Below are 24,409 nucleotides of genomic sequence, written 5' to 3'. Positions count from 1 at the left end.
CTCGCTCTCCAATCCCTTCCTCCAACCTGCAGCTTCCGGATGACATCAAAAAACACTGGCAATCCCGCGATCACGGCCGTCTGGCCCGGCCGGCCTTACCCTCGCGGCGCCACCTGGGACGGGGAGGGCGTCAACTTCGCGCTCTTCTCCCAGCATGCCGAGAAGGTCGAGCTGTGCCTCTTCGACGACCGCGGCCGTCACGAACTCCAGCGCATTCCCATGCGCGACCGCACCGATGGCGTGTGGCACTGCTACCTGCCCGAGGCGCGGCCGGGCCAGGCCTACGGCTACCGGGTGCACGGCCCCTACAAGCCCGAGGAGGGCCACCGCTTCAACCCCAACAAGCTGCTGCTCGACCCCTACGCGAAAGACTTGGTGGGCGACCTGCGCTGGGGCGATGCGCTCTACGGCTACACGGTCGGCAGCAAGCGCGAGGACCTTTCCTTCGACCGCCGCGACAGCGCACCGCTCATGCCCAAGGGCCGGGTGCTCGAAACCGCCTTCACCTGGGGCGACGACCGCCGCCCGATGATCCCGTGGCAGGACATGGTGATCTGCGAGATGCACGTGCGCGGCTTCACCATGACCCACCCCGACGTGCCGCCCGAACTGCGCGGCACCTACGCGGCGCTGGGCTGCGCGCCCGTGGTCGACTACCTCAAGCGCCTGGGCGTCACCACCGTCGAGTTGCTGCCGGTGCACGGCTTCCTCAACGACCGTCACCTGTCGGAGCGCGGCCTTCGCAACTACTGGGGCTACAACACGCTGGCCTTCTTCGCCCCCGAGATGCGCTACAGCGCCTCGGGCAAGGTGAAGGAGTTCAAGACCATGGTGAAGACGCTGCACTCCGCGGGCATCGAGGTGATCCTCGACGTGGTCTACAACCACACCTGCGAGGGCAACCAGCTCGGGCCGACGCTGTCGATGCGCGGCGTGGACAACGCCTCCTACTACATCGTCAACGGCGACAACCGCCGCTACTACGACGACTTCACCGGCTGCGGCAACACCGTCAACCTGGAGCATCCGCAGGCGCTGCAGCTGGTGCTGGATTCGCTGCGCTACTGGGCCGAGGAGATGCACGTCGACGGCTTCCGCTTCGACCTGGCCTCGGCGCTGGCGCGCGAGTCGGGCAAGGTGGAGAACCTGGGCGGCTTCTTCGACGCCATCGGCCAGGATCCGACGCTCAACCGAGTGAAGCTCATCGCCGAGCCGTGGGACCTGGGTCACGGCGGCTACCAGGTCGGCAACTTCCCGCTGGGCTGGGCCGAATGGAACGACCGCTACCGCGACGGGCTGCGCGGCTTCTGGAAGGGCGACGGCGGCCTGCTGGGCGAGCTGGCCCGGCGCATCACCGGTTCGGAGGACCTCTACGGCTGGTCGGGCAAGCGGCCCACCTCCAGCATCAATTTCGTCACCGCGCACGACGGCTTCACGCTGCATGACCTGGTCTCGTACAACGACAAGCACAACGAGGCCAACGGCGAGGACAACCGCGACGGCAGCAACAACAACATCTCCTGGAACTGCGGGGCCGAAGGCGCCACCGAAGACCCCGAGGTGCTGGCGCTGCGCGAGCGGCAGAAGCGCAACCTGCTGGCCACGCTGCTGCTGTCGCAGGGCGTGCCCATGCTGCTGGCGGGCGACGAGCGCGGCCACACCCAGCAGGGCAACAACAACGTCTACTGCCAGGACAACGAACTCGGCTGGCTCGACTGGACGCCCACGCCCGAGCGGCTCGCGCTGGTGAGCTTCGTCGAGCGGATGGTGGCGCTGCGGCGCGCGCATCCGTCGTTCCGCCGGCGGTCGTTCTTCGCGGGCCAGCCGGCCGAGGTGGAGACCGTGACCGACGTGCACTGGCTCAGGCCCGACGGCGCCGAGATGCGCCCGGAGGACTGGAACGACGGCAACGCCCGCTGCATCGCGATGTACCTGCCCGGCGGCGGCATCGTCGACCGGGGACCGCGCGGCGAGGCGCAGCACGACGACGACTTCATCGTGCTGTTCAACGCCCACCACGACGAGATCGCCTTCACGCTGCCCGCGACTTCACACGGCGCATGGCGGCTGCTGGTCGACACCGCCAGCACCGCGCCGCCGCTGACCACCGAGGACGCCGCCGCGCATGCGCCCGCGTGGAGCGAGCCCAGCTATCCGCTGCAATGCCGCTCGCTCGTGGTGATGAGCCGGCCGGACGTACGGCCATGACCACGCACGCGCACCCCATGCCCTTCGGCGCCACCGTGCAGGCGCAGGGGGTCGATTTCGCGCTCTGGGCCCCGTCGGTGGAGACCGTGCTGCTGGAGCACGGCGCCGCCGGATCGCAGCCGATGGAGCGCGATGCCCACGGCTGGCACCGGCTCACGGTACCGCAGGCAGGGCAGGGCGACAGCTATGCCTTTCGCCTGCCCGACGGCACCCGCGTGCCCGATCCGGCCTCGCGCTACAACCCCGAGGACGTGCACGGCCCGAGCCGGGTGGTCGATCCCCACAGCTTCGCGTGGACTGACGACGCATGGCGCGGCCGCCCCTGGGAAGAGGCGGTTGTCTACGAGCTGCACCTTGGCACCTTCACCGAGGAAGGCACCTTCGAGGCCGCGCGGCAGCGGCTGGAAGAGCTGGCCGAGCTCGGCATCACCGCGGTCGAGCTGATGCCGCTGGCGGACTTTCCGGGCCGCCGCAACTGGGGCTACGACGGCGTGCTGCCCTTTGCGCCCGATGCCTCGTACGGCACGCCGGACGAGCTCAAGGCGCTGGTGGACACGGCGCATTCGCTCGGGCTGATGGTGCTGGTCGATGTGGTCTACAACCACTTCGGACCGGAGGGCAACTACCTGCACGCCTACTGCCCCGAGTTCTTCAACGGCGAGCACCAGACCCCGTGGGGCCCGGCCATCAACTTCGACGGGCCGGGCTCGCGCACGGTGCGCGACTTCTTCATCCACAACGCCTGCTACTGGATCGAGGAGTTCCGCTTCGACGGCCTGCGCATGGACGCGATCCACGCCATCCACGACGAGACGCGGCCGCACATCGTGCAGGAGATCCGCCAGGCGCTCGACGAGGGTCCGGCCCGCGAACGCCACGTGCACCTGGTGCTGGAGAACGACGCCAACGAGGCCTCGATGCTGATGCGCGACGGCCGCGGCATCCCCGTCGCCGGCACTGCGCAATGGAACGACGACCTGCACCACGCGGTGCACGTGTTCGCCACCGGCGAGCGCGATGGCTACTACACCGACTATGCGGCCGACCCGGTCGCCAGCTTCGCCTGCGCGTTGGCGGAGGGCTTCATCTACCAGGGGCAGCCGTCGGCCTTCCGCCATGGCGAGCGACGGGGCGAGCCGAGCACCCGGCTGCCGCCGCAGGCTTTCGTCTCTTTCCTGCAGACGCACGACCAGGTCGGCAACCGCGCCTTCGGCGAGCGCATCCACGCGCTCGGCGACCCGGTGCTGGTGCGCGCTGCGATGGCCTGCCTGCTGCTGTCGCCGCACGTGCCGATGTTCTTCATGGGCGACGAGTTCGCGGCTTCGACGCCGTTCCTGTATTTCTGCGACTTCGGCCCCGAGCTGGCCACCGCAGTTTCCGAGGGACGGCGCTCCGAGTTCGGCGGGTTCGCGGCATTCGCCGACGAGGCCGCGCGTGCACGCATTCCCGATCCGAACGCCGAGTCCACCTTTGTCGCCTCGAAGCTGCGCTGGCGCGAGCGCGGCACGCGCGCGCACTTCGAGCGGTTGTGCGAGGTGCGGCAGCTGCTCGAAGTGCGGCATCGCCTGATCGTGCCCCGGCTCGCCGGCATGACGGCCGCAGGCGTCTACCGCAGCGATAACGGCACGCTGCAGGTGAGCTGGGACCTCGGGACTTCCGGCCGGCTGCACATGCTGGCGCACCTCGGCGAAAAGCCCGCGGCGAGCCGGGCTGTTCCGCCCGGCGCGCTGGTTCATGGTGAAGGCGCCGCCATTCAAGAAGGTGCGCTGCAGCTCGAACGCGGCGCGGTGTACGTGACGCTGGAGGATCCACCGGGTGTCGGATGAAATGAGCGAGCCGCATGACGCGGTCACTGACGAACTGGTTCGGCTGTGCGAACACCACGGCATCGCCACCAGCTATTTCGATGCCTTCGGGATTCGCAGGGAGGCCAGCGCAGGCTCCCTGATGGCGCTGCTGGCCGAGTTCGGCGTCCGGCTCGGCCGCGTGGGGGATGCCGGGCCCGCGCTGGAAGCGGCGCGACACGCAAGCCAGGCCCAGGCGCTGCCGCCGGTGCTCGTCGTTCGAACGCCTGCGGCCGGATGGCAGGTGCGGCTGCGGCTGGCGCCATCGACCGGGCGAATCCGCTGGCAGCTGCAGGACGAGTACGGGACCGTGCTCGAAGGCGAGAGCGACGTCTCCCCGGACCAAACAGCGCAGGGCGAACGCACCCTGCACGTCCCTGTCGAGCTCGAAGCCGGCTACCACCGGCTGCGCGTGGAGGGCCTGCCCGGCGAGACGCTGGTGCTGGCCACTCCCGGGCGCTGCTACCGCCCGTCCGCCGTGCAGGACGGCGGACGCGTGTGGGGCGTGGCCGTGCAGCTCTACGGGCTGCGCTCGCCGCGCAACTGGGGCATCGGCGATTTCGGCGATCTGGAAGAACTGGCGGTGCGGACGGCCGGGCAGGGCGCCGACCTCATCGGGCTCAACCCGCTGCACGCGCTGTACGCAGGCACGCCGGAGCATGCAAGCCCGTACAGCCCCTCGTCGCGGCAGCAGCTCAACGTGCTCTACATCGACGTCGAGGCGGTCGATGGCTTTTCCAGCTGCGCTGCCGCGCAAGAAAAGGTGGGCTCGCCGGACTTCCAGCAGCGCCTGGCCACGCTGCGCGTTTCGCCGCTCGTCGACTACGCCGGCGTTGCGGTGGCGAAGTTCGAGGTGCTGGAGCTGCTCTTCGCCCATTTCCGCGAGCGCCACCTCCCGCCGGAGGGCGTACCTGACGAAGCGGGCAGGGCGTTCCTCGATTTCGTCGATCGCCGCGGCGAGGCCCTTCGGCGTCACGCGGTGTTCGAGGCCCTGCGGGCGCACGTCCTCTCCACCGAAGAAGGCTCTGGCGACTGGCACTCATGGCCCGACGCATGGCGCAATCCCGATTCCGCCGAGGTCGCCGCGTTCGCGCGCGTGCATGCGGACCGCGTGCACTTTCACCAGTACCTTCAGTGGGTGGCCGACCGGCAGCTCTCGCACGTCGCGGCGCGCTGCCGCGCGCTGGGCATGGGCGTGGGCCTCTATGCGGACCTGGCGGTGTCGGTCGACCGCGGCGGCTCCGACGCGTGGTCTTTCCAGCAGGGCTTTGCCGAAGGCGCCAGCATCGGCGCGCCGCCCGACGAGTTCAACCCGGCCGGCCAGCGCTGGGGCCTGCCGCCGCTGAAGCCGGGCAGCCTGCGCGCCGACGGCTACCGCTTCTTCATCGAGACGCTGCGCGCCAGCATGCGCGCAGCGGGCGCATTGCGCATCGACCACGCGATGGGCCTGATGCGGCTCTTCTGGATTCCACCCGGACGCGGGGCGGGCGAGGGCGCATACGTCTACTACCCGCTGGAGGAGATGCTCGCCATCGTCGCGATCGAAAGCCATCGCCAGCGCTGCATGGTGGTGGGCGAGGATCTCGGCACGGTCGAGGACGCGGTGCGCGAGGGCCTCTCTCGAGCCGACGTGCTCTCCTACCGCCTGCTCTACTTCGAGCGCCGCCACGGCGGCGGCTTCAAGGCGCCGGCCGAATATCCGCCGGCCGCGCTGGTCGCGATCAGCACGCACGACCTCGCGACCTTCGCGGGCTGGTGGACGGCGGCCGATCTTCGCGAGCGGCTGGCGCTGAACCTGTTTCCCGATCCGGCCGTCTTCGACAAGCAGCTGGCGGACCGCATGCGCGAGCGCGTCGAGCTCATCCAGTCGCTGCTGCAGGAAGGCCTGCTGTCCCGCGACGAGGCCGCCGAGGCTGCCGGCCTTTCGATGCCTTCGCAGCGGCTGGTGGAGGCGGCGCATGCCTTCCTCGCCAGGACGCCATCGGCGCTGATGGCGGTGCAGATGGAGGACGTGGCCGGCACCGTCGAGCAGGCCAACATGCCGGGGACGGTCGACGAACACCCCAACTGGCGCCGCAAGCTGGCGCAGCCCGTGGCGGCGCTGGCGCAGGGCGATCGCATGCGCGGGCTGGCGCGGGTGCTGGGCGAAGCGCGGCCGCGGCAGTCGAATCACGAAGCGCTGGCCGGCCTGCAGACGCGCATTCCGCGCGCCACCTACAGGCTGCAGTTCCACAAGGACTTCGGCTTCGACGACGCCATCCGCGTGCTGCCCTACCTCGCGAAGCTGGGCGTGAGCCATGTCTACTGTTCGCCGATACAGCGCGCCCGGCCCGGCAGCATGCACGGCTACGACGTGGTCGCCCATGCCGAGATCAACCCCGAGCTCGGCGGCGCGGAGGGCTTCGCGCGCTTCGTCGATGCGCTGAAGGCGAACGGCCTGGGCCAGCTGCTGGACATGGTGCCCAACCACATGGGCGTGTTCGGCGCCGACAACGCCTGGTGGATGGACGTGCTGGAGAACGGCCCGGCCTCGCTCTTCGCGCAGCACTTCGACATCGACTGGCAGCCGCTGAACCCCGAGCTGGCCGGCAAGGTGCTGCTGCCGGTGCTGGGCGGGCACTACGGCGAGGTGCTGGAGCGCGGCGAACTGGTGCTGTGCTTCGAGGAAGCGGCCGGCAGCTTCGCCATGCGCTATTTCGAGCACCGCTTTCCGGTGGCCCCCGAAACCTACCCGGCAGTGCTGGAGCCCGCGCTCTCGCGGCTCGGCGGCGTCGATGCAGACCGGCTCGCGAGTCTTTCGACTGCCTTCGGGCGACTGCCGGGGCGCAATGCCACGTCGCCGCACGAGCAGGCCGAGCGCGTGCGCGACAAGGAGCTGCTCAAGGCGCGGCTCGCGGATCTGGCCCTTGGCCAGCCCGAGGTGGCCCGTGCGGTCGCCGCCGCGGTGGCCGAGTTCAACCTGGCCTCGATTGAGGGTCGCGACGCGCTGCACGGGCTGATCGAGACGCAGGCCTACCGGCTCGCGCACTGGCGCGTGGCGGCCGACGAGATCAACTACCGCCGCTTCTTCGACATCAACGATCTCGCGGGCGTGCGCATGGAGCGCGACGAGGTGTTCGAGGCCACGCAGTCCTTCGCGCTGGACCTCGCCGCTTCGGGCGCGGTCGACGGGCTGCGCATCGATCACCCCGACGGGCTGTACGACCCCGCGGGCTATTTCCGCAAGCTGCAGGAAGGCTATGCACGACGCGCCGGCCTGGCGCTGCCGACCCATGACGCCGGTGGCCGGCCCGCGCGGCCGCTCTATGTGGTGGCGGAGAAGATCGCGGCCGCGCACGAGGAGGTGCCCGACAGCTGGCACGTGCACGGCACCACCGGCTACCGTTTCGCCAACGTGGCCAACGGCGTGCTGGTCGATACCGCAGGCGAGGACAGCGTGCTGCACGCCTGGCAGCGCTTCAGCGGCGTGACGGAAGACTTCGCCTCGATCTGCCGCGAAGGCCGGCGCGAGGTGATGCGCAACGCGCTGTCCTCGGAGCTCAACGTGCTCTCCGGCGAGTTGCTCCGCATCGCCCGTGCCGACCGGGGAACGCGCGACTACACGCTCAACGCGCTGCGGCGGGCGCTGGCGGGCGTGTGCGCATGCATGAGCGTCTACCGAACCTACATCGTCGAGGGGCCGTCCCCGCAGGACGCGCACTTCATCGACGAAGCCGTGGCCGAGGCTGCGCGGCGCAGCGGTGACGCCGACTTGTCGGTGTTCGAGTTCCTGCGCGGTGCGCTGCGTGGAGAGGTGGCTGATGGGGCGCCGGCCGCGCTGGCTGAGCGGGTAAAACGCTTCGCGATGCGCTTCCAGCAGTTCAGCGCGCCGGTGGCGGCCAAGGGCGTGGAAGACACGGCCTTCTACCGCTACTTTCCTCTGAGCTCGCTCAACGAGGTGGGCGGGGAGCCCGATCTTTTCGGCATCGAGGTCGAGCAGTTCCACGAGCTCTCGGCCGACCGCGCGCTGCGCTGGCCGCACACCATGCTTGCAACCTCGACGCATGACAACAAGCGCTCGGAAGACGTGCGCAACCGCATCGACGTGCTTTCGGAGATTCCGGACGAATGGATGCACGCCCTGGCGCGCTGGCACGGCAAGTGCCGCGGATCGCGCGTGCAGCTGCCGGGCGGCGGCGAGATGCCATCCCCGGCCGACGAATACCTGCTCTACCAGACCCTGCTGGGCACCCTGCCGCCGGGCGGGCTCGCTGCTGCAGAGCTTCCGGACTACGCCGATCGCATCTGCCAATACATGCGCAAGGCCGCGCGCGAAGCCAAGCTGCGCACGCGCTGGACACAGCCGGACGAGCCGTACGAATCGGCTCTGGAGCACTTCGTGCGCGAGATCCTGGCTCCCGCCGAAAGCGGGGAGGAGGGCGCCTGCCTGCGCGACATCCGGCAGCTGTCGGACCGGCTGGCGACGCTGGGCGCCTGGAACAGCCTGACCCTCACCTTGCTGAAATACGCCTCGCCCGGCGTGCCCGACCTGTACCAGGGAAGCGAGCTGATCGCGCTGAGCCTCGTGGACCCGGACAACCGTCGCCCCGTGGACTACGCGCTGCGCCAGCAGCTGCTCGATGAGCTGGACCAGACGGTCGGCAGGAACGATCTTTCGTCACGGATCACGGCGATGGCCGCGGCCCCTCACGATGGTCGCGCGAAGCTCTGGTTCATCTGGCGCCTGCTGAGCTTGCGCCGGTCGCAGCCGCTGCTGTTTTCCGAAGGAAGCTATGAACCGCTGGCGGTCGAGGGCCCGCTGGCGCGCCACGTCGTGGCGTTCGCGCGGCGGCATGGCGACCAGGCCGTGCTGGTTCTGGCCGGCCGCCTGTTCGCGTCGATTTCTGGAGAAGCCGCTGCGCCGAGACTGCCGGAGGCGAGGAGCTGGGACGGCACGACCATCCGCCTGCCGGGTTGGCTCGCTGGCGCTTCGTTCCGAAACCTGCTGACCGGGGAGGCCGTATCTGCCTCAGGGGATGCGGCGCGCCTTCGCCTCAGCGAAGCATTCGTCGCGATGCCCTGGGCTGCGTTGGCCGTGGCTGGCACGCGCTGAGATGAATGAGTCGGTCGGTTTGACACGCGCCGGCCCCAGCGCCCCGCTGCGGACAGGCCGATGCGTGCAAACGTCGAAGCAATTGCCTGGAATCCTGTGAAGCGATTGCTTCGACAAGCCGCGGCTTGATTCGACATGGGACGACCGGACGCTCGATCTGGTCCGACCTTTGGTCTCGATAGCATGTGCTGGCGGAGTCCGCATCCTGAATATTGGAGATGCCGCAGCAGGGGAGGCGTTCGACAATTCGGCGCCATCAAGCCCACTCGACTTCGAGATGATCGAACGCTTCATCCTGCCCTTCGGGAGGAATGTCTCTTTTCCAAGTCCGAATCCGGAACCGCCTCGCCGGCTTGCTGCGCTGGTTGTCACAGCCTCATTGCTGTCAGGCTTCCATTCCAGCTCACTCGCTGAAATCCGCCTATGGAAGAGCGGCGCGCCGGGTGGGTTCAACGCCGTGCTTTATGTTCAGAACACGGGCACACAAGCGCAGCAGTGCGCCGTGTCCTGGGCCGACGCCAATCGTGCCTTCGGCAACGGGCATACGGTGATCGTCAAGCCGGGCGCCACGGAGAGCATCGAGACGGGCGTGGTGGCGGTCAACGAGGAGGCTCGTTGTCATCCATGGGTCGATCCGCAGGAACAGCGAGCCCAGGAGGAGCGGCGGCGCCGGGAAGCCGATGCCCAGCGTGCAGATGCCCTGCGCAGGAGCCAGCAAGAGGAGCAGCGGGCGCGGCAGCAGCTTTTCGGGGCGCCGGCTGGAGCAGCGAAGGCCGGCAGCACCGGCGTCGGGCAGCAAAGCGGCGCTTCCGTGACCCCGCACGCAGCAGCGGCGCCGCAGGCTACCGCGCGTGCTGCTCCGGCCTTGGTGCGTCCCGCGCAGGCCGCCGCCCCTTCTTCGCCGATCTACCAGCCGCCGCCCGACCCTTCCGTGACGCGCGCCAGCCGCGCGACGCAGTTGATCGGCGCAGTGGGAGCGGGTTTGGACGCAATGAGCCGTGCATCCGAGCGTGAAGAGCAGGAAAAGCTCTATCGGCAAGATCGAGCGGCGCAGATCGAGAACGATGCCAGGCAGGCTGTCGGAAATGGTGCAGACGTCAATCCATGGGGGGTCGAGAAATGACGCGGGTTCGCAAGCATGTTCTTGCAGTTGCGCTCGCCGCAGCGCTTATCTCCTTGGCAGGATGCGCGACTCATCCGTGGGAGCATGAGCGAGCAGCCGAGAAATGGATCGAGAGCTCGGTTGTTCCCATTCAAAAGTCGCAGCCCCAACAGGCCGTCGCGCTGCTGCAAAAGCGCCTGAACGAGGAGTGCGCGCCCATCGAAGGTCTGGGAAAGATGTCCTTCTGGCAGATGAAAGGCTACAACGGCGAAAGCGGCAATCACCGGGCTTGTGCCCTCTACAGCGCGCAGCTCGCGATGGTGCTGTATCAATCCGGGCACTTCCGAGAAGCGGTTCCCTACATGTCGCAGGCGCTGCTCGACAAGGCATCGAGAGTGCCGGGGACCACACCGCCCCTCAATAGCATGCTATGCGAAAGCATGAGCTGGTACGGTGTCCGTGACCCTCAGATGCGCAGCGCACCGCTTTTCGTGGCGTACTTCGACACCATGGAGAAAGCCGGCGACGCACGGGCGAAGGACTTCATGTACAAGTCCTATCTTTGCCGCCTGGACGTCGACTACGGCGCCAGTCCGACCGCGCTCGAAGACGAGTTTGTGATGCGGACGCGGGCGTACTACGGAGAGGATGCGGCCCAGAAGAGTCAGCAGTACATCACGGTGATCCACCGCAAGCTGAAGCCCGCTCGCTTCGCGCTGCAGTCACAGCCCTACACCCCGCAAAGATTGGCGAAGGACGCCGAGCTCCTGAACAACGCGATCGCGCAAGTGCGACGCCAGGGATTGGATGCCCCCATCGGGACCATGCCTTCGCCGTATCCGCTGCACTTGCAGGCCTTGATGGCCGACAAGGAAAGAGCCCTCAGGACTAACGCCACGAATGAAGCGTACAAATAAGGAAGGCGGCGCGAGCCGGGGAGGGGGAGCGGCGCCTTACATCCCGGTGACCAGCCGCACCAGTTCAGCGAGCCGGGTCACGCCGGTCTTCAGGTGGATGGATTTGATCTGCGAGCGAATGGTGCCGATCGACACCCCGCGGGACTCGGCGCAGGCCTGGGGCGTGAGGCCTTCAACGCAGATCGAGGTGCAGACTTCGCTTTCGGCCTGAGTGAGGCCGAAAACGATGCGCAGGCTGCTTTGTTGTTCCGCCATGGATCGATCACCGGAAGCGACCATCAGCGTCAAGGGCCTCTGCCAGTCCTTGGCCACCGCAGAGCTGGCTGACAACGGAGTCAAGCGCAGCACCAAAGGGCTGTGGGGCGCCGGTCGTCGAAGGGCGATCGCGCCTTGACGGCACGCCTCGTGCCATTCCCGTGCCGTCGATGGCGATGGCGGCGATGGCTCGAAACGGCCGTTCACGAAGCGCAGCGCCTTCTCGCGCGCCATGAGCCTGCTGGCCGCCGAATTCGCGCGCAGCAAGCGCCGCGAATCGTCCAGCACGAAGATCGCGCAGCCCAGGGCATCGAACACCGATTCGACGTGGTTCACCTGCTGTTGCGAACTCTCAAGCTGGGCTTGCAGGCGCAACGCTCGTCCCAGATGCGTGCCAATGCTCTGGAAGCTGCCTCGGGAGGAGGTCGACCCCATGTCGTCCGTCCCGCCATGCAAGCTCAAGAAGTGCGACAACCTGGTTGTCCTGGAGACGAATGCGCCTTCCCAATACCCCAGGTCCAGGGGACGCAGGAATTCCTGGTGATAGATGCTGTGCGAGCGCTGTCTGTCCCGATTCCATTGCCGGTCGTCGTACCAGCGGCCCACGTCCCATTTCGCGGCCACGGCCCGGGACGGGTCATATCGATGAAATTCGTCGTTGTAGCCCTGCTGGATCTTGCCGGCCAACTCGTCGTCGTCGGCCGCGACATCGCTGGCAAGGGTCTGGCCGGCGCCATCCAATGTCACGATGGCGACCAGTCGAGTGCCCGTCAGTGCACGAATCCGGTCGAGGGCGCATCGCCACGGCTGCTCGCCCATGCCTGCGGCGTATATGTTCTCGATCAGTGCTTGCATCTAACTACCACCTTGCTCCGGACGAAGAGGGGTTCTATTTGCCATCTGTTATTTAACATAATGCACATTGTGTGCGATATGGATGGATTCCAGGGAGGCTATCCCCCCCGAAAATCCAGAAAGCAAATCTACCTCCGCGGACTGTTCCCATGTCCAACACCAGACTGCCTTCCTTCAGATTCCTGATCGGCTTCGAAGCCGCTGCCCGCCTGGGGAGCTATTCGCGGGCTGCGGACGAACTGAGCATCTCCCAATCCGCCGTCAGCCACCAGATCGCCCAGCTCGAAGAGCAAGTCGGCCAGCCGCTGTTCCGGCGCAAAGGACGCGGCGTCGAATTGACGGTCTCCGGGCGCTTGCTGCTCGACAGCGTCGGCAAGTCGCTCGATCAGATCCGCAACGGGCTCGACCGCATCGAAACCTACCTGGATGACAGCCTGGTCACGCTGGTCTGTCCGGCGCCGATCGCCGAAGGCTGGCTGCAGCCGCGCCTCGAGATGCTGCTGCGCGAGCATCCAGCGCTCTGTCCGATCATCTCGATCGACGAGACCGCGCGCTACATCGACGAGATGGACGTGGATATCGCCATCACCCGCGAGCCGCTCAGGCAGCGCGGCGTGTTCGAGGTCCAGCTGCTCGAAGACGAACTCGTCGCAGTCGTGCATGCAGACTCCGCCGACAAGGCTGCCGCCGGGTTGCTTTGCCTCGAATCCGACCTCACGAGTGACCGCATCGGTCCGTTCATCCGCGAGCACTTCGGCAAGCTGCGCAAGCGCGCCATCTACGACGATCCGCGCCTCCTGCTCGACGCGGCCTTGCGCGGCCACGGCGTGGCACTCGTGTCGCGCCTGTTGGCCGACGAAGCCCTGCACACGGGCCAGCTTCAGCGCCTCCTCGAGTACCAGAGCCTGTCGCTTGGCACGCTGTGGATCTCGCGCACCGAGGGCGAGCCGCGCATGCCGATGGTCCGCGAAGTGTTCGAGAGCCTGGTGCGCTACGCCAAGCCCTGAAAACCGAGTCATGAGCCAAATTGGCCGATCAGTCCAGAAAAGATCAATTTTCCAAATAGATAAACGTCAACAGAATCCGGGGCTCAGTAGTAACCCTTGATTTTCATGACAACTCGACGTGCCCTGATGGGCTTTGGCAGCCTCGGATTGATGAGCGGAATCCTGAGTGCATGTGGGGGAGGCGGTGGCGGCAACGGCCCGCAGGCACTTGTTCCGGTGCCGGCCCCTGCTCCCGCGCCCTCCCCGATGGCGCTCCAGCCCTCCCCGCAACCGGCCGAAACCTGGCGGATGCCCGATGAGAGCGCTCCGCATCGCGCCGTATGGATGGCGTTCGCGGCCCGCGAATCGGTCTGGACCGCGCCCATGCGCCAGCCGGTACAGCAGGCGCTGGCGCGCATCGCCAACGCCATCAGCGTCTACGAGCCGGTGAAGATGCTGGTGGGTGCGGACGATTTCGCCACCGCGCGCCAGCTCTGCGGCTCCAACGTGGAACTGATCCAGCACGAGATCGACGATCTCTGGATGCGCGACACCGGCTGCGTCTTCGTGCGCAATACCCGCGGCGAGCGCGCAGCGGTGAGCTTCAACTTCAACGGCTGGGGCAACAAGCAGCCGCACACCCGCGACGCGACCGTGGCCGCCCGAATGGCGGAACTGACCGGGGTACCGCTGCTGCGCAGCCGGCTCGTGATGGAAGGCGGCGGCATCGAAGTCGACGGGGAAGGCACGGCCATCATCACCGAGAGCTGCGTGCTCAACGCCAACCGCAATCCGGGCGTCACCAAGGCCGACGCCGAGGTCGAACTCAAGCGACTGCTGGGCCTGGAAAAGATCATCTGGCTGCCCGGCATCGCCAACCGCGACATCACCGATGGCCACACCGACTTCTACGCCCGCTTCATCAAGCCGGGAGTGGTCGTCGCAGCGCTGGAGAACGACGAGACCTCGTTCGATCACAGGGTGACGCGGCTTCATCTGGAGTTGCTGCGCGCGGCGACCGATGCACGCGGCCGCGCGCTGCGGATCGTCGTGTTGGAAACGCCGGGCAAGGTGCGGCCGGAGTTCTCACGCAAGGACTTCGCGGCCGGGTACGTGAATTTCCTGATCACCGACAAGGCTCTTTTCCTGCCCGAATTCGGCGATGCTGCGGCCGACCAGGCTGCCCGCAATGCGCTCGCGGCCCAATTGCCCAGTCACCAGATCGTCCAGCTGAACATCGACGCCGTTGCCGCCGGCGGCGGCGGCATCCACTGCACGACGCAACAGGAACCCGTGTAGCAGGACACCGACATGCGCATGCCCCCTCCTCTACTGACCCGTCGCCGTCTGCTCGGCGGCCTGAGCCTCGCGCCCCTGGGACTGGCCGTGCCGTCGATGGCGGCGGCGCCCGAGTCCTGGCACATGCCTGACGAAGGCGATCCGCATCGTGCCACCTGGATGTCCTTCGGCGCTAACGAGGACGTCTGGGGCCGGCGGCTGCTGAAGCCGGTGCGCGAGCACCTGGCCAGCGTCGCGCGGACGATCGCGGCCTTCGAGCCGGTGCGCATGCTGGTGAACGAGGAAGAGCACGATCTCGCGGCCCGCCTGTGCGGCAACCGGGTACAGCTCGAGGTGCAGCCGGTCGACGATCTCTGGATGCGCGACACCGGCCCCGTGTTCGTGCGCGACAGCGCCTCTGGCCAATGGGCCGGGGTGGATTTCAATTTCAACGGCTGGGGCCGCAAGCAGGAGCATGAACACGACGCGGAAGTCGCCGGTTACGTGACCAGTGCAGCCGGCGTACGGCGGCTGAGTACCCGGCTCGTGCTGGAGGGCGGCGGCATCGAGGTCGACGGTCAAGGCACGGCCATCATCACCGAGAGCTGCGTGCTCAATGCCAACCGCAATCCCGGCCTGGGCAAGGAAGCCTGCGAAGCCGAGCTGAAGCTGCTGCTGGGCCTGCGCAAGATCATCTGGCTGCCTGGAATCGCGGGGCGCGACATCACCGACGGCCACACCGATTTCTATGCCCGCTTCGCCTCGCCCGGTGTCGTGGTGGCCGGCCTCGACGAGGACCCCGGCTCCCATGACCGGGCCGTGACCCGCCGGCACCTCGAGATCCTGAAACAGGCTACGGATGCCCGCGGCCAGCGGCTGCGTGTGGAAGTTCTAAGAGGGCCGGATTCCGTACGCCGGAAGCTGGAAACGCCCGAGTTCGCCGCCGGCTACATCAACTTCTACGTGTGCAACGGCGCGGTGATCGCGCCGCAGTTCGGCGATTCACGAGCCGATGGCAACGCCCGTTCGCTGCTGCAAGAGCTGTTTCCGCGCCGGGAGGTCGTTCAACTGGACATCGACGCCATTGCCGCGGGCGGCGGCGGCATCCACTGCACGACTCAGCAGCAGCCGGGCTGAGCAGGAGGAGCGAAGCTCACCACTTGCCATCCTTGGGCACAGCCTTGGGCGCATTGGCCCTCGCATTCGCAGCTGCGGCGATCATCGAGGCAGCCTCCGAGCGGTTCGCCTTGTTCGCGAAGTCCACGGCAGTCATGCCCAGCTGGTTCTTCATGGTCGTGTCCGCGCCCTCGTCGAGCAGCAGCTTCACCGCGTCGTTGGAGCCGTACATGGCCGCCATCATGAGCGGCGTGGTGCCGTTGGGCGACTGCGCGTCGATGAAGGCGAAGTTCTCGAGCAAGGTCTTCATGATCGCGATCTGCCCGCTGGTGGCGGCGTAGTGCAGCGGCGTCCAGCCGGTCTTGTTGACAGCGGCGTCGCGCTTGAGCAGCTGGTCCACCACATCCTGCTGGCCCTTGATGGCCGCGAGCATCAGAGGGGTCTCGTCCTTCGGGCTGGCGATGTCCACGTCGGTCTGCGGCGCCTCGATCAGCACCTTGATCACCTTAGGCGAAGGCTCGCGCAATGCGATCAGGAGGCCCGTCTGACCGTGTTCATCGCGGGTGTTGGGGTCGAATCCGCGCTGGATGAGGTTCCTGACGCCGCTGGCGTTGTCGCCGCGCACGGCCCGGAAAAAGTCTTCGAAGGAACCGGCATGGGCTGCAAAAGATACAGCAACGACAATGAGATAGATCGATTTCTTGAAGTAGTTTTTCATGATTTGACTTCCCTGAACAAGGCTTCGAAATTGTCGCTCGTGGCCTTGGCGACGGCCTCCACTGGCATCTTTCGCAGCTCCGCGATCTGCTGCGCCACGTAGGGCACGTAGGACGGGTTGTTGGTCTTGCCGCGGTACGGCACCGGCGCGAGGTACGGGCTGTCGGTCTCGATCAGCATGCGGTCCAGCGGGACGAAGGCGGCCACGTCGCGCAGGTCCTGGGCCTTCTTGAACGTCAGGATGCCGGAGAAGGAGATGTAGAAACCCAGGTCCAGCGCCGCCCGCGCCACCTCGGCAGTCTCGGTGAAGCAGTGGAACACGCCGCCGGCCGCGCCGGGCGAGGCGTCCTCGCCCTCCTCCTTCAGGATCGCCAGCGTGTCCGCCGAGGCTTCGCGGGTATGGATGATCAGCGGCTTGCCGGTCTGGCGGGCGGCGCGGATGTGCACGCGGAAGCGGTCACGCTGCCATTCGAGGTCGGAAATGCTGCGGCCGCCCTTGCGCTCTTCCATCTGGTAGTAGTCGAGGCCGGTCTCGCCGATGGCCACCACGCGCGGGCGCTGCGAGAGGCGCACCAGGTCTTCGACGGTGGGCTCGGCGATGTCCTCGTTGTCGGGATGCACGCCCACGCTGGCCCAGAAGTTGTCGTAGGCGGCCGCGAGGGCCTGCACTTCGTCGAATTCCTCGAGCTTGGTGCAGATGCACAGCGCCCGGTCGACCTGCGCCGCAGCCATGGCGGCGCGGATCTCAGGCATCTGGCCCGCGAATTCGGGAAAAGTGAGATGGCAGTGGGAGTCTGTGAACATCGGGAATGAAGGGATGGCGGTGCTCGCCCCTGGCTGGGCCCCGTGCGGGGTCCGTATGGGAGGCGGGCGCCGTCGAACGAGTTCCGCGCCACCGTGACGGCGGCGGAAGACTCAGATGGTTTGCGTGGGGCGGTCGGAGGCCATCGAGCCGCCGAGCGCCGCTTCGATGCGCGCCTTCAGCTGGCGCGACTTCTCGTCGGAAGGAAAACGGATACCCACGCCCGGAGCCCGGTTGCCTGCGGCGCGCGGCGGCGTGATCCAGGCCACCTTGCCGGCCACGGGGTAGCGCTGCGGGTCTTCCGGCAGCGTCAGCAGCACATAGACGTCGTCGCCAAGGCGGTATTCGCGCGAGGTCGGAATGAAGATGCCGCCCTCGGCGAACAGCGGGATGTAGGCCGCGTACAGCGCGCCCTTTTCCTTGATGGCGAGCTGGATGACGCTCGGCCGGGCGGGTGCGGAGGATGCTGCGGGCGCAGCGGGTGCGGCAGGTTGGTTCATGGTCGGCGACGAGCGGCAGAGTTTAGGGTGGTTCGCGCTTCGCTCACAAGCGCTTCGAGCATGAGGCCCGCGTTGAACGGGTGCTCCGCGGTCCTTGCGGCGCTCGCGAGCGACTTCGACCAGCGCGCGAGCGCCAGCCGTGGCGGTGCCGCGGGAAGGTCGGCCGCTTCGAAGAATCGGGGCGCCGCGCCGTTGCCGACGGCCATCAGGTCATGGCAGAGCTTCTGCAGCGCGCCTACCGCCTGCGCAGGTGCGTGGTCGGCCAGCGCGCCGACGTCGCCTCGCACCATGGCCTTGGGCAGCAGTGCCCAGGCCTTGGGCGACTGCCCTGCCCGCGCGAGGCGCAGGGCATCGCTGGGCCGGCCGCCGGCGGCGCGCAGCAAGGCGGCCGCGTCGGCCGCAGGCACGTCCTGCGCGACCAGCCAGGCTTGCGCCTCGGCGGTTTCAGGCCAGGGAAGCGTGAAGCCGAGGCAGCGGCTGCGGATGGTCGGCAGCAGTTGCCAGGCAGCCTCGCTGGCGAGCACGAAGCGGACATCGCCGACGGGCTCCTCCAGCGTCTTCAGCAGCGCATTGGCGGTGATCGTGTTCATGCGCTCGGCCGGATACACCAGCACCACCTTGCCGCGTCCGCGCGCGCTGGTGCGCTGGGCGAAGCCGACCGCGTCGCGCATCGCCTCGACACGGATCTCGCGGCTGGGCTTGCGCTTCTTGTCGTCGATCTCGGCCTGGGCCTTCTCGTCGAGCGGCCAGCTCAGCTCGTGCATGGCGACTTCGGGCATCAGCACGCAAAGGTCGGCATGCGTGCGCACCTCGATGGCGTGGCAGCTCGCGCAATGGCCGCAGGCGGTGCCCTGCTCCGTCGGCTGCTCGCACAGCCAGGCGGAGGCCAGGGCCAGCGCCAGCTCGTACTGGCCGATGCCGGACGGCCCCTGCAGCAGCCAGGCATGGCCGCGCTGGCGCAGCAGCTCCGTCAGCGGCCGGCGCAGCCAGGGAGACAGTGCCTCGGCGCTCATCGAATGCCTCCGCCGGCCAGCACACCGCGCGCAATCAGCTCGGATTCGATCTGCCACCAGACCTGCTCGCGCGTCTGGCTGGCGTCGATTCGCACGAAGCGTTGCGCGTCGGCGCTCGCGCGGTCCGCATAGCCCTGCGCCACGCGGCGGAAGAACTCGACCGGCTGGGCCTCGAATTTGTCGGGCACGCGGGCGCCGGCCAGCCGCTGCGCGGCGATCTCCGGAGCCAGGTCGAACCACAGCGTGACCTGCGGCTGCAGCAGCTTCGCGCTGCCGGCCTGCGCCTGGACCCATTGCTCGAGCGTCGACAGGACGGCGTTGTCGAAACCCCGCCCCGCGCCCTGGTAGGCGAAGGTGGCGTCGGTGAAGCGGTCGCACAGCACCACGTCGCCACGCGCCAGCGCCGGCTCGATGACCTGCGCGATGTGGTCGCGCCGGGCGGCGAAGACCAGCAGCGACTCGGTCAAAGGGTCCATCGGCTTCTCGAGGATCAGCCCGCGCAGCGTTTCAGCCAGCGGCGTGCCGCCGGGCTCGCGCGTGCGCACGACGGTGCGGCCCTGCACCTTGAAGCGCGCCTCCAGCGCATCGAGATGGCTCGACTTGCCCGCGCCGTCGATGCCTTCCAGCGTCAGAAAAAGGCCCTGTTCGCTCATTGGGTCGTCGCCTTCGGTTTGGTGTCGCCGCCGCCGCGCTGGTAGCGGTTGACCGCTCGGTTGTGGTCGTCGAGCGAACTGCTGAACTGGCTGGTGCCGTCGCCGCGTGACACGAAATACAGCGATTTGCTCTGGGCCGGCTGCACGGCCGCCAGCAGCGCCGCCTTGCCCGGCATCGAGATCGGCGTGGGCGGCAGGCCGCCGCGCGTGTAGGTGTTCCAGGGCGTGTCGGTCTGCAGGTCTTTCTTGCGCAGGTTGCCGTCGAAGGCGGTGCCCATGCCGTAGATGACCGTCGGATCGGTCTGCAGCGGCATACCGATGCGCAACCGGTTGGCGAAAACGGCTGCGATCTCCGCCCGGTCGTTGGCCTTGCCTGTCTCCTTTTCGACAATACTGGCCAGAATCAGCGCCTCATCGGCCGATTTCAGCGGCAGGTCGGATGCTCGGGCGGCCCAGGCGGCTTCGAGCTTCTTGTCCATGGCCCGCATCGCGCGCTGCAGCAGGGCGACATCGGTGGAGCCCTTGGAGTAGGTATAGGTGTCCGGGAAGAAGCGGCCTTCAGGATGCACGCCGGGCCTTCCCAGCTTGGCCATCAGCGCCTCGTCGGTCATGCCCACGCTGTCGGGCTTGAGCTGGTCGGCCTTGGCGAGCGCGGCGCGTACCTGGCGGATGTTCCAGCCTTCCACCAGCACCACGCTGCGCGTGGCCTCCTCGCCGCGCACCAGGATGTTGAGCAGCAGCTTGGGCGTCACGCCGCGTTCCAGCTCGTAGCTGCCGGCGCGCATCTGGCGGTCTTGTCCGGAGATGCGGAACCACAGGTAGAGCAGTTGCGGCTGGACGTCGACGCCCGTGTCGGCCACCGCCTGGGCGATGCCGCGCGGCGTGGTGCCGGGCTCGACCGACAGGTCGACGCTGGGCGCAGGCAGCTTGAGTGGCTGGTGCACCCACCATAGGCCGGCGCCGCCGAGCGCGAGCACGACCAGGGCGGCGAGCAGGAAAAGCGTGAGAAAGAAGCTGCGCACGGATCCGATGTGGGGGTGACGGAGAAAAACGGAGGAAAAACCAGCAGGCCCCGGACGAGAGACAGGTGCCCTTGCGAACCGCAGGGCCGGAGCCCCCGCCGCCCCGAAGGGACAGGCCCGGCCATGATAATTCAGCGATGACCACTGTCGTTCTCAATGGGGTGACCGCCCTCTCCCATCTCGGCGTGATCCGGGCCGAAGGTCCCGACGCCGCCAGCTTCCTCCACGGCCAGCTCACACAGGACTTCTCCCTGCTCGGCGCCTCCGATGCCCGCCTCGCGGCCCTGTGCACCGCCAAGGGCCGTGTGATCGCAAGTTTCATCGGCATCAAGCCGCAACCTGAGCTGATCCTGCTGGTGTGCAGCCGCGACATCCTCGCCGCCACCCTCAAGCGCCTGTCGATGTACGTGCTGCGCGCCAAGGTCAAGCTGACCGATGCGACCGCGCAGTTTGCGCTCTACGGCCTGGCAGGCACCGCGCTCACGGCCAACGGACTCGACGCCGCTGCCCAGCCGGGCAAGCGCACGGCGGTCGGCGATGAAGTCAGCGCCGTGTCGCTCTACCCTGCCGACGGCGTGCCGCGCGCGCTCTGGATCGCCCCCGCAGGCCACGCTGCGCCAACGGGTCCGGCCCTTGAAGACAACCTGTGGCAATGGAGCGAGGTGCGCAGCGGCATCGTGACGCTGACGACCCCGGTCATCGAAGCCTTCGTGCCGCAGATGATCAACTACGAATCCGTGGGCGGCGTGAACTTCAAGAAGGGCTGCTATCCCGGCCAGGAAGTGGTTGCGCGCAGCCAGTTCCGCGGCACGCTGAAACGGCGCACCTACCTCGTGCAGGCTGACGCGCCGGTGTCCGTGGGCCAGGAAGTGTTCGCCGCCGACGACGCCGAGCAGCCCGTGGGCACCGTGGCGCAGGCAGCGCCGGCGCCCGGTGGCGGCTGGTCCGCGCTGGTCTCGATGCAGATCGCCGCGCTCGATGCCGGCGGCTTGCGCGCAGGCGCGGCCGACGGCCCTGCGCTCACGGTCGAGCCGCTGCCCTACCCGCTGCTCGAAGACATCTGAGCCCGCGCACTCCTTGAACCCCCAACGCCTTTGAAAACAGGCGTTTGGCGCTGTCGGAAACGACGGCGCCATTTTTTTGCGTGTCTGCCAACCCCGTTGCCTTTGCTGCGCCGTAGAAGCCGGCACCGATCAACTCCGGCAAGGAAGACACACCATGAAGCGCAGACTCTTTTCCACCGCCCTGGCCGCGACAGCCATGACCGCCATGGTCTCGCTCCCGGCCTGCGCCCAGCCATCGGAACGCCCCTATGTTCCTTCCACGCCGTCCAGCCGCATCGGTTCGCTGATGCAGATCAGCGTGGTCGACCGCGGCACCGGCGCCGAATTGCCGATCTACCGCCATCGCGGCGAATACTGGGTGGCCGGCCGCCCCGGCGCACGCTATGCCATCCGGGCGCGCAACGCGATGGGCGAGCGCATCATGGCCGTGATGTCCGTGGACGGCGTCAACGTGGTCACGGGCGAGACCGCGGGCGTACTGCAGAACGGCTACGTGTTCGGCCCCCGCGAGCGCAGCGACATCACCGGCTGGCGCAAGAGCGATTCGCAGATCGCGGCCTTCGAATTCGCGGCGGCCGGCAATTCGTACGCGAGCCGCACCGGCAGGCCCGACGACGTGGGCGTGATCGGCGTCGCGATGTTCCGCGAGCGCATGCCCGAGCCGCTGCCTCCGCCTGTCACCCCGTTCCCGCGCCGCGACGACTACGGCGGATATGGAGGGTATGGCCCCGAACGCGAGCGCCGCAGCGAATCGTCGTCGTACCAGGGCGATGCGCGGGCCAAGTCAGGCGCAGCGGACAGTGCCGCGCCCGCCGCGGCCGCCGAATCCTCTTCATCGGGCAACCTGGCGCGCCAGTCGGCACCCAGCCCGAGCCTGGGCACCGCCCACGGCCGCCGCGAAACCTCGTACGTCGGCAAGACCACCTTCGAGCGCGCGCAGTCGTCGCCCGACGAGGTCGTGCGCATCCGCTACGACAGCCGCGAGAACCTCGTCGCCGCGGGCATCATCCCGGTGCCGCCCGCGCCGCGCTGGCCGCGTCCCGCGGGCCCGTCGCCTTTCCCCGGCTCGGACCCGGGCTACGTGCCCGATCCTCCGAGCCGCTACTGAGAAGACGAAGCGGGCCGAAGCGGCCGGCGCATCTCGATGTGCGGGATGCCGGCCTCCTCGAAGCCCTCGCCGTGCGGTACATAGCCGAGCCGCGTGTAGAAGCGCTCGGCACTGCGCTGCGCGTTCAGCGCGACCACGCTGTCGCCGCGCTTCCGGGCGGCGTCTTCCAGCACCTGCATCACCGCGGCACCATGTCCGCCGCTGCGCAGGTTGCGGTGCACCGCCACGCGGCCGATGTGCGAGATGCCGTTCTCGGCCGGCAGCAGCCGCGCCGTGGCGATGACCTGCCCGAGCCGGTTGCGCGCCACCGCGTGCAGCACCACTGCATCCTGCTCGTCCCACTCCAGCGACTCGGGAATGTTCTGCTCTTCGATGAACACCGCACGACGCAGCGCACCGGCGCCTTCGCCCAGCGTGGCCCAGTCGCCCGTCTCGATGGTGCGCATGGCCTCGCCCGCCTCGTAGCCCAGCAGCACCTCGCGCAGTGCCGGCGGAACCGGCTTCGAGGTCTGCGTCGCCGGATCGGCGAACACGTAGACCAGCTCGCAGCCGACGAGAAACTGGTCCTGCCGGAACAGCCCGCCTTCGAACACGATCGACGAGTTGCCGATGCGCACGCAGCGCATGCCGACGTCGAGCACGTCGTCGATGCGCGCCGATGCGCGAAAGTCGACCGTCGCCTTGCGCACGTACAGGTCGCCGCCCATCGCGTGCATCGACTCCTCGTACGGCAGCGCCAGCGCACGCCAGTAGTCGGCGATGGCGGTGTCGAAGTACATCAGGTAGTGCGCGTTGAAGACGATCTTCTGCATGTCGACTTCGGCCCAGCGCACGCGCAGGCGGTGGAAGAAGCGGAAGTCCTTGCGTTCGTTGGATGTCGTCGTGTCGCTCATGGTGTCAGCAATGCCTCCTTGATTGCCCGGGCCGCGTCGTCCTGCGCCTGCAGCGCCTCCGGAATCGCCCGGCCCATCTTGATGAATTCGTGGATCACGCCACGGTAGATCTCCAGGTCGACCGGAACGCCTGCCGCGCGCAGCTTGTCTGCGTAGGCGATGCCTTCGTCCACCACCGGATCGCATTCGGCCAGGCCGATCCAGGCCGGCGCCACGCCGTCGACGTCGTCGGCCAGCAGCGGCGCGAAGCGCCAGTCGTCGCGGTCGGCGGGCGTGTTGACGTACTGCGCGAAGAAGAAGTCGATCATGGCCTTGGTCAGCAGCGGGCCGTCGACGTGGCGCAGGTGCGAGGCCGTGTCCTGGTGCGCGGTGGTGCCGGGGTAGATCAGCATCTGCAGCGAGAGCGGCAGCCCCGCATCGCGCGCGAGGATGGCGCAGACCGCCGCGAGCGTGCCGCCCGCGCTGTCGCCGCCCACCGCCAGCCGCGAGGGGTCGAGGCCCAGGCTTGCGCCTTCCTTCGCGATGAACTGGAAGGCATCCCACGCGTCGTTCGATGCGGTCGGGAACTTGTGCGCGGGGGCCAGCCGGTAGTCCACGGAAATCACGGCGCAGCCGCTCTTCATGCTCAGCACGCGGCACAGCGTGTCGTGCGTGCGGATGTTGCCGACGGTGAAGCCGCCACCATGGAAATAGATCAGCACCGGCAGCACCTCCGCCGAGGGCGCGTAGAGGCGCGCGGGGAGCGCATGGCCGTCGCGGGCCGAGATGGTGAAGTCTTCGATGCGCGCCAGTTCGGGCTTGGGCACTTCGAGCACGCCGGCACCCTTTTCATAGGAGGCCTTGGCCTCGTCGGGGGTCTGGCGGTCGAGCGGCGGGTGGCCTGCGCGGGCCATGCGTTCGACGACGCTGGCCATCTTCTGCGTGAGCCGCGTGGTGTCCGGTGTGCCCGGCGCGACAGCGGCAAGGGTTTCTTTCGTGTGCAAG

Annotated in this window: 19 protein-coding genes; 10 read left to right on the top strand and 9 right to left on the bottom strand. The window is 68.0% G+C overall.

The annotated features are described in order from the left end of the window. Positions 1 to 39: 39 nt before the first annotated feature. From glgX to G369_RS35375, 5 genes are all read left to right on the top strand, one after another. Positions 40 to 2,208, top strand: a complete 2,169-nt coding sequence (glgX, locus tag G369_RS0103820; protein ID WP_019652651.1) for a glycogen debranching protein GlgX — start codon at positions 40 to 42, stop codon at positions 2,206 to 2,208. Further along, entirely contained in the window at positions 2,205 to 4,034 is a 1,830-nt protein-coding gene (gene treZ, locus G369_RS0103815; protein WP_019652650.1) for a malto-oligosyltrehalose trehalohydrolase, read from the top strand. Before glgX ends, treZ begins: the two co-directional genes overlap by 4 nt. A gap of 1 nt (position 4,035) precedes the next feature. Next, a complete protein-coding gene (locus G369_RS0103810) occupies positions 4,036 to 9,144 on the top strand; it encodes a malto-oligosyltrehalose synthase (RefSeq protein WP_019652649.1) in 5,109 nt (1,702 codons plus the stop codon). A 277-nt stretch (positions 9,145 to 9,421) separates the two neighbouring features. Beyond that, positions 9,422 to 10,267: a hypothetical protein gene (locus G369_RS0103805; RefSeq protein ID WP_157773629.1), complete on the top strand. Its 846-nt coding sequence runs from the start codon at positions 9,422 to 9,424 to the stop codon at positions 10,265 to 10,267. Further along, a complete protein-coding gene (locus G369_RS35375; RefSeq protein ID WP_019652648.1) occupies positions 10,264 to 11,163 on the top strand; it encodes a hypothetical protein in 900 nt (299 codons plus the stop codon). Before G369_RS0103805 ends, G369_RS35375 begins: the two co-directional genes overlap by 4 nt. Positions 11,164 to 11,199: 36 nt before the next feature. On the opposite strand, the gene G369_RS0103795 is transcribed toward G369_RS35375, so the two are convergent. Then, a complete protein-coding gene (locus tag G369_RS0103795) occupies positions 11,200 to 12,273 on the bottom strand; it encodes a helix-turn-helix transcriptional regulator (protein WP_019652647.1) in 1,074 nt (357 codons plus the stop codon). 149 nt (positions 12,274 to 12,422) lie between these two features. Between G369_RS0103795 and G369_RS0103790 the strand changes: the two genes are divergently transcribed. From G369_RS0103790 to G369_RS0103780, 3 genes are all read left to right on the top strand, one after another. Beyond that, entirely contained in the window at positions 12,423 to 13,280 is an 858-nt protein-coding gene (locus G369_RS0103790; protein WP_019652646.1) for a LysR family transcriptional regulator, read from the top strand. 246 nt (positions 13,281 to 13,526) lie between these two features. After that, the gene (locus G369_RS0103785) at positions 13,527 to 14,558 is read left to right on the top strand and encodes an agmatine deiminase family protein (RefSeq protein WP_051127527.1); all 1,032 of its coding nucleotides are present in this window, start codon (positions 13,527 to 13,529) and stop codon (positions 14,556 to 14,558) included. Positions 14,559 to 14,654: 96 nt separating this feature from the next. Continuing rightward, the gene (locus G369_RS0103780) at positions 14,655 to 15,674 is read left to right on the top strand and encodes an agmatine deiminase family protein (protein ID WP_019652644.1); all 1,020 of its coding nucleotides are present in this window, start codon (positions 14,655 to 14,657) and stop codon (positions 15,672 to 15,674) included. A gap of 16 nt (positions 15,675 to 15,690) precedes the next feature. Here the strand turns inward: G369_RS0103780 and G369_RS0103775 are convergent, their stop codons facing one another. The 6 genes from G369_RS0103775 to mltG form a co-directional block, all read right to left on the bottom strand. Then, positions 15,691 to 16,371, bottom strand: coding sequence for an ankyrin repeat domain-containing protein (locus G369_RS0103775; protein WP_019652643.1), 681 nt, complete (start codon positions 16,369 to 16,371; stop codon positions 15,691 to 15,693). Then, the gene (locus G369_RS0103770) at positions 16,368 to 17,174 is read right to left on the bottom strand and encodes a TatD family hydrolase (protein ID WP_019652642.1); all 807 of its coding nucleotides are present in this window, start codon (positions 17,172 to 17,174) and stop codon (positions 16,368 to 16,370) included. The genes G369_RS0103775 and G369_RS0103770 overlap by 4 nt, the downstream gene beginning before the upstream one ends. A gap of 111 nt (positions 17,175 to 17,285) precedes the next feature. Beyond that, complete coding sequence (locus G369_RS0103765; protein ID WP_019652641.1) at positions 17,286 to 17,672, bottom strand: PilZ domain-containing protein; 387 nt, start codon at positions 17,670 to 17,672, stop codon at positions 17,286 to 17,288. Beyond that, a complete protein-coding gene (locus tag G369_RS0103760) occupies positions 17,669 to 18,685 on the bottom strand; it encodes a DNA polymerase III subunit delta' (RefSeq protein ID WP_019652640.1) in 1,017 nt (338 codons plus the stop codon). The genes G369_RS0103765 and G369_RS0103760 overlap by 4 nt, the downstream gene beginning before the upstream one ends. After that, complete coding sequence (tmk, locus tag G369_RS0103755; RefSeq protein WP_019652639.1) at positions 18,682 to 19,338, bottom strand: dTMP kinase; 657 nt, start codon at positions 19,336 to 19,338, stop codon at positions 18,682 to 18,684. Before tmk ends, G369_RS0103760 begins: the two co-directional genes overlap by 4 nt. Continuing rightward, entirely contained in the window at positions 19,335 to 20,360 is a 1,026-nt protein-coding gene (gene mltG / locus G369_RS0103750) for an endolytic transglycosylase MltG (protein ID WP_019652638.1), read from the bottom strand. Before mltG ends, tmk begins: the two co-directional genes overlap by 4 nt. A gap of 137 nt (positions 20,361 to 20,497) precedes the next feature. On the opposite strand from mltG, the gene ygfZ reads away from it, so the two are divergent. Together ygfZ and G369_RS0103740 are read left to right on the top strand one after the other, a co-directional pair. After that, positions 20,498 to 21,424, top strand: coding sequence for a CAF17-like 4Fe-4S cluster assembly/insertion protein YgfZ (gene ygfZ, locus G369_RS0103745; protein WP_019652637.1), 927 nt, complete (start codon positions 20,498 to 20,500; stop codon positions 21,422 to 21,424). Between the two features lie 154 nt (positions 21,425 to 21,578). Continuing rightward, positions 21,579 to 22,532, top strand: coding sequence for a hypothetical protein (locus G369_RS0103740; RefSeq protein ID WP_019652636.1), 954 nt, complete (start codon positions 21,579 to 21,581; stop codon positions 22,530 to 22,532). On the opposite strand, the gene G369_RS0103735 is transcribed toward G369_RS0103740, so the two are convergent. Together G369_RS0103735 and G369_RS0103730 are read right to left on the bottom strand one after the other, a co-directional pair. Next, positions 22,526 to 23,425 carry a YbgC/FadM family acyl-CoA thioesterase gene (locus G369_RS0103735; RefSeq protein WP_019652635.1) on the bottom strand — a complete coding sequence of 300 codons (900 nt, stop codon included), beginning with the start codon at positions 23,423 to 23,425 and terminating at the stop codon, positions 22,526 to 22,528. The genes G369_RS0103740 and G369_RS0103735 overlap by 7 nt on opposite strands. Then, the gene (locus tag G369_RS0103730; RefSeq protein ID WP_157773663.1) at positions 23,422 to 24,339 is read right to left on the bottom strand and encodes an alpha/beta hydrolase; all 918 of its coding nucleotides are present in this window, start codon (positions 24,337 to 24,339) and stop codon (positions 23,422 to 23,424) included. Before G369_RS0103730 ends, G369_RS0103735 begins: the two co-directional genes overlap by 4 nt. Between the last annotated feature and the right edge of the window lie 70 nt (positions 24,340 to 24,409).

Source organism: Variovorax atrisoli 110B (assembly GCF_000382045.1).
Taxonomy (GTDB): Bacteria; Pseudomonadota; Gammaproteobacteria; order Burkholderiales; family Burkholderiaceae_C; genus Variovorax; species Variovorax atrisoli.
The sequence above is the reverse complement of the archived record's forward strand: the minus strand, read 5'-3'. Positions and strand labels throughout refer to the sequence as shown.